At 75.4% G+C, this 4,334-nt stretch carries 2 protein-coding genes and 1 pseudogene; 1 reads left to right on the top strand and 2 read right to left on the bottom strand.

Annotated features, from left to right (window positions below):
• The first annotated feature begins 430 nt into the window (after positions 1-430).
• Positions 431-1,639, top strand: coding sequence for an amidohydrolase family protein (locus tag ACJOT3_RS32910; RefSeq protein ID WP_406977037.1), 1,209 nt, complete (start codon positions 431-433; stop codon positions 1,637-1,639).
• Between the two features lie 202 nt (positions 1,640-1,841).
• On the opposite strand, the gene holA is transcribed toward ACJOT3_RS32910, so the two are convergent.
• Complete coding sequence (gene holA / locus ACJOT3_RS32905) at positions 1,842-2,804, bottom strand: DNA polymerase III subunit delta (RefSeq protein WP_406977036.1); 963 nt, start codon at positions 2,802-2,804, stop codon at positions 1,842-1,844.
• 49 nt (positions 2,805-2,853) lie between these two features.
• Positions 2,854-4,334: pseudogene (locus ACJOT3_RS32900) on the bottom strand (ComEC/Rec2 family competence protein); the annotation flags it as partial.

Below are 4,334 nucleotides of genomic sequence, written 5' to 3'. Positions count from 1 at the left end.
GGGGCCGCCGAGGCGCTGGGAGGGGTGCGCCGGTGCGGCGGGAGGTGTGCAGGAGACGGGGTCTCACGTTTGCGGACGGTGCCGACGCGCTCGCCGGACATCGGATGTCCGCAGGTCACCGGGAGCGGGCATGGGGTTCATCACGTCGACTTCGTGAGTGGTCTGCGGTGGAACGCTCGCATTCGTCCCTGTGGAGAGGTGTACACGGAGTCCGGGAATGGACTACGGTTTTGGAGCACCGGCCGCCGCCCCTATCGACCGGCGGACACGACGCGCCCGGCGCGACGCGATCCCCGACCCGCGCGGCGGTGCCCCCGGCCGCCCCCGTCGGCCCTGTCGGATCGTTCCAGATACGAGGTCGCCATGTTCGCCCGTTCCCTGCACGACCCCTCCCTTCCCTCCACGCGGTGGAACTGACCGGCGGCTGACCATGGCGGTCGTACTCCTCAGCAACATCGGTCGCTTGTGGACCGGCGACGAGATGCTGACCAAGGCGGCGCTCCTGATCGACGACGAGCGGGTGGCCTGGGTCGGTCCCGCCGCCGAGCTGCCCCAGCGGCTGCCCGGGGTCTACGAGGACCTCACCGACGTCGACGACATCATCAACATCGGCGGCGGGCTCATCACGCCCGGACTCGTCGACGCCCACTGCCACCCCGTCTACGCGGGCGACCGCTACGCCGAGGTCAACATGTGGGCCAAGGGCGCCTCCCAGGGCGACATCTTCGCCGCCGGCGGCGGGGTGTCCACCACCGTCACCATCACGCGCGGGACCGACCCCTGGACCCTGTGCAACGCGGTGCGGGAACGGCTGCGGCACTGGGTCATCACCGGGACCACCACCGTCGAGGCCAAGACCGGCTACCACCTCACCCGCGACGGCGAACTGGCCGACGTGCGCCTGCTGCGCTCCCTGGAGGAGGAGCCCGGGATGCCGCGCCTGCACATCACGTTCTTCCCCGCCCACGGGGTGCCGCCCGAGTTCTTCGGCCGCCCCGCCGAGTACGTCGCCACCGCCGCCTCCTGGCTCGCCGACGCCGCCCAGGTGGGCGCCGACGGGGTGGACGTCTACTGCGACAACCGGCAGTTCACCACCGACGACGCGCGGATGCTGCTGTCCGTGGGCCAGTCCGTGGGGCTGCGCACCACGCTGCACGCCTGCTCGCGGCCCCGCCACGGGGCGGTGCGCATGGCCGCCGAGATCGGCTGCACCTCCGTGGACCTGCTGCACGAGACCGACGACGAGGACATCCTGGCGCTGGCCGCCACCCGCACCCCCGTGGTGGCCTGCCCCACCACCTCGCTGCACGAACGCCGCCACCCGCCGGTGCGGGCCCTGCTCGACCACGGCGTGCCCGTCGGGCTGGGCACCGACCACAACCCCGGGCAGAGCGGCGCCACGTCGATGCCGCTCATCATCTCGCTGGCCGTGGCCATGTTCCAGATGACCGTGCAGGAGGCGCTGCACGCCGCCACCGTCGGCGGCGCCCGCGCGCTGGGGCTCGCCGACCGCGGCATGCTCGCGCCCGGCAACCTGGCCGACCTGGTGCAGTGGGACGCCGACCACGAGGGCGCCTTCGCGTGGTCGATGGGGCTCAAGGCCCTGCACGTGTGGCAGGGCGGCCGCACCATCCACTAGCGGCGCGTCGACGGGGAGCGGTGGCGGCGTGGGCGGCACGCCGGGCGCGGGTCGCAGGGGCGGCGCGCGAGGCGCCGCCTCCGACGGCGACGGGCAGAGCGGGGCCACGGCCGAAGCCCGCCTTTGAGAGGGAGATCTGTCGGCCGGAGGCCGCCCTTTGAGGGTGGTGGTGGGTGACGGGTGGGTGGTGGTGGGTGACGGGCTAGCGGCGGCCGCGGGCCCGGGCGATCTCGATGACGGCGCGCTCCAGCGCGTACTCCGGGTCGCGGCCCGCACCCTTGATCAGCGCGTCGGTCTCGGCGACCACCGCCATCGCCCGGCCGATCCCCGCCGGGGACCAGCCGCGCGCCTGCTGGCGCAGCGTGCGCAGCTTCCACGGCGGAACCTTGGCGCTCTTGGCCAGGTCCGCGTCCGAGCCGCCGCGCGAGGGACCCGCCACCACGGCGATCCCGCGCACCGCACCCGCCAGCGCGCTGTTGATCAGCACCGGGGCGGTGCCCACCGCCAGCGACCAGCGCAACTGCTCCAGGGCCTCGGGCAGGCGGCCCTCCACCGCGCGGTCCGCGACGGTGAACCCCGACGCCTCCGCCCGGCCCGAGTGGTACCGGGCCACCGCGGCCGCGTCCACCCGGCCCTCGGTGTCGGCGACCAGCTGGGTGCAGGCCGCGGCGATCTCGCGCAGCTCGCTGCCGACCGCGTCCAGCAGCGCCTGGGCGGCGTCCGGGGTGATCTGCCGGCCCGCCGCCGAGAACTCGGCCTTGACGAAGGCCACGCGTTCGGGACCCTTGGTGGGGCCCTTGCAGTCCACCCGGGCCGCGCCCGCCTTCTGCGCCGCCTGGAGCAGGGCCTTGCCCTTGTTGCCGCCCGCGTGCGTCAGGACCATGGTGACGTCGTCGGCCGGGTTCTCGAGATAGGCGGTCACCGTCTCGGCCAGGTCCTTGACCAGGTCCTGGGAGGAGCGCAGCACGACCACCCGGCGGTCGCCGAACAGCGACGGGGAGGTCACCTCCACCAGGGTGTGCGGACCCACCTGGGAGGGGACCAGGTCGTGGACGTCCACCTCCGGGTCCTCGGCGCGGACGGCGGCCACGATGGCGGCGACGGCCCGGTCGACGAGGAGCTCCTCGTCGCCGACGATGATCGTGATCGGGGCGGGTGCAGGCATACCACGAGCATGCCACGCCCCACCGACCTCCCGCGCGCCGAAGCGACCGGTCCGGTCCCCGGACCAGTGCCAGCGGGCCCTCGGCCGAGCCGACCACCGCGATGTCCCCGGACAGGTCGGTGCGCAGGTCCAGGGCGTTCATGCGGCGCAGCACGCTCTGGGTGAGCGGCGCCGGGTGGCCGTACGGGTTGTCGGCGCCCACCGAGGTCAGGGCGATCCGCGCCCTGGTGGCCTCCAGGAACTCCGGGACCTGCGCCGCCGAACCGTGGTGGGGGACCGCCAGCACCGCCACCGCCAGGGGTTCGCCGAGCATGCCGCGCTGGGCCTCCTCCTCGACGTCGCCGGGCAGCAGCACCGACAGGTGCGGGGCGTCGGCGCGCACCACCACCGAGCCGTCGTTGACCGAACCGCGGTAGCCGGGTGGGGGCCACAGGACGCGCAGGGTCCAGGCGCCCACGCGCAGCCGGGCACCGCGTTCGGCGGTCAGCTGCTCCACACCCGCCGCGGCGAGCAGCCCGCCCACCGGGGTCTCGGCGAACCCCGGCGGGACCAGGGCCCGGTCCACCCGTCGGTGCCGCAGCACGCCGGGGGTGCCGTCCACGTGGTCGGCGTGGTCGTGGCTGAGCACCAGCAGCGGGACCTCGCGCACCCCCAGGCGCTCCAGGCAGCCGTCGACCGCCTCCGGGTACTGCCCGGCGTCGGCCACCACCGCCGCGCCGGGGGCCACCGACAGCACGAACGCGCTGCCCTGGCCCACGTCGCAGGCCACCACCGCCCAGTCCCGCGGCGGCCACCCGCCCGGCAGGCAGCGGGCCGCCGCGGCCAGCACCAGCACCGCCACCGCACCGGCGGCGAGCACCCGCCGCACCCGGCCCCGGGACACCACCAGCGCCACCACCAGGACGGCCAGCACCAGCGCGCCCACGAGGTCGGTCCGCCAGGGCAGCGCCCCGTACGGGACGCGGGCGCCCACCTGCGCGACCGCCGCGATCCACGCCACGCCCCACCCGGGCACCACCGCCACCGCGGCGGCCGCCCCCGGGAGCACCATCGCCAGGGCGGTGACCAGGGAGCCCAGCACCGTCACCACCGCCACCACCGGGGCGGCCAGCACGTTGGCGGGGACCGCCACCCACGACACCTCGCCGGACAGGGTCACCAGCACCGGGGCGACCGCCAGGTGCGCGGCCACCGCCACGGCCAGGGCCTCGGCCAGCACCCTGGGGACCGACGCCGACCACTCCCGGGTCCAGCGCGGCACCAGCAGCACGATGCCCGCGGTGGCCAGCACCGACAGCGCGAAGCCGTAGGAGGAGGCCAGGGCGGGGGCGACGAACAGCACCCCGACCACGGTCACGCCCAGCGCGCCCAGCGCCATGTGGGCGCGGCCGGCGGCCAGGGCCAGCAGGGCCAGGGAGCCCATGAAGGCGGCCCGCACCACACTGGGTTCGGGGCGGCAGACCAGGACGAACAGCCAGATCATCACGGCGCCGCCCGCCACCGTCCACCACGGCGGCGCGCGCACCAGGT

The organism is Nocardiopsis protaetiae (genome assembly GCF_045446735.1).
Classification (GTDB): domain Bacteria; phylum Actinomycetota; class Actinomycetes; order Streptosporangiales; family Streptosporangiaceae; genus Nocardiopsis; species Nocardiopsis protaetiae.
This window is presented reverse-complemented; position numbering and strand designations above follow the sequence as displayed.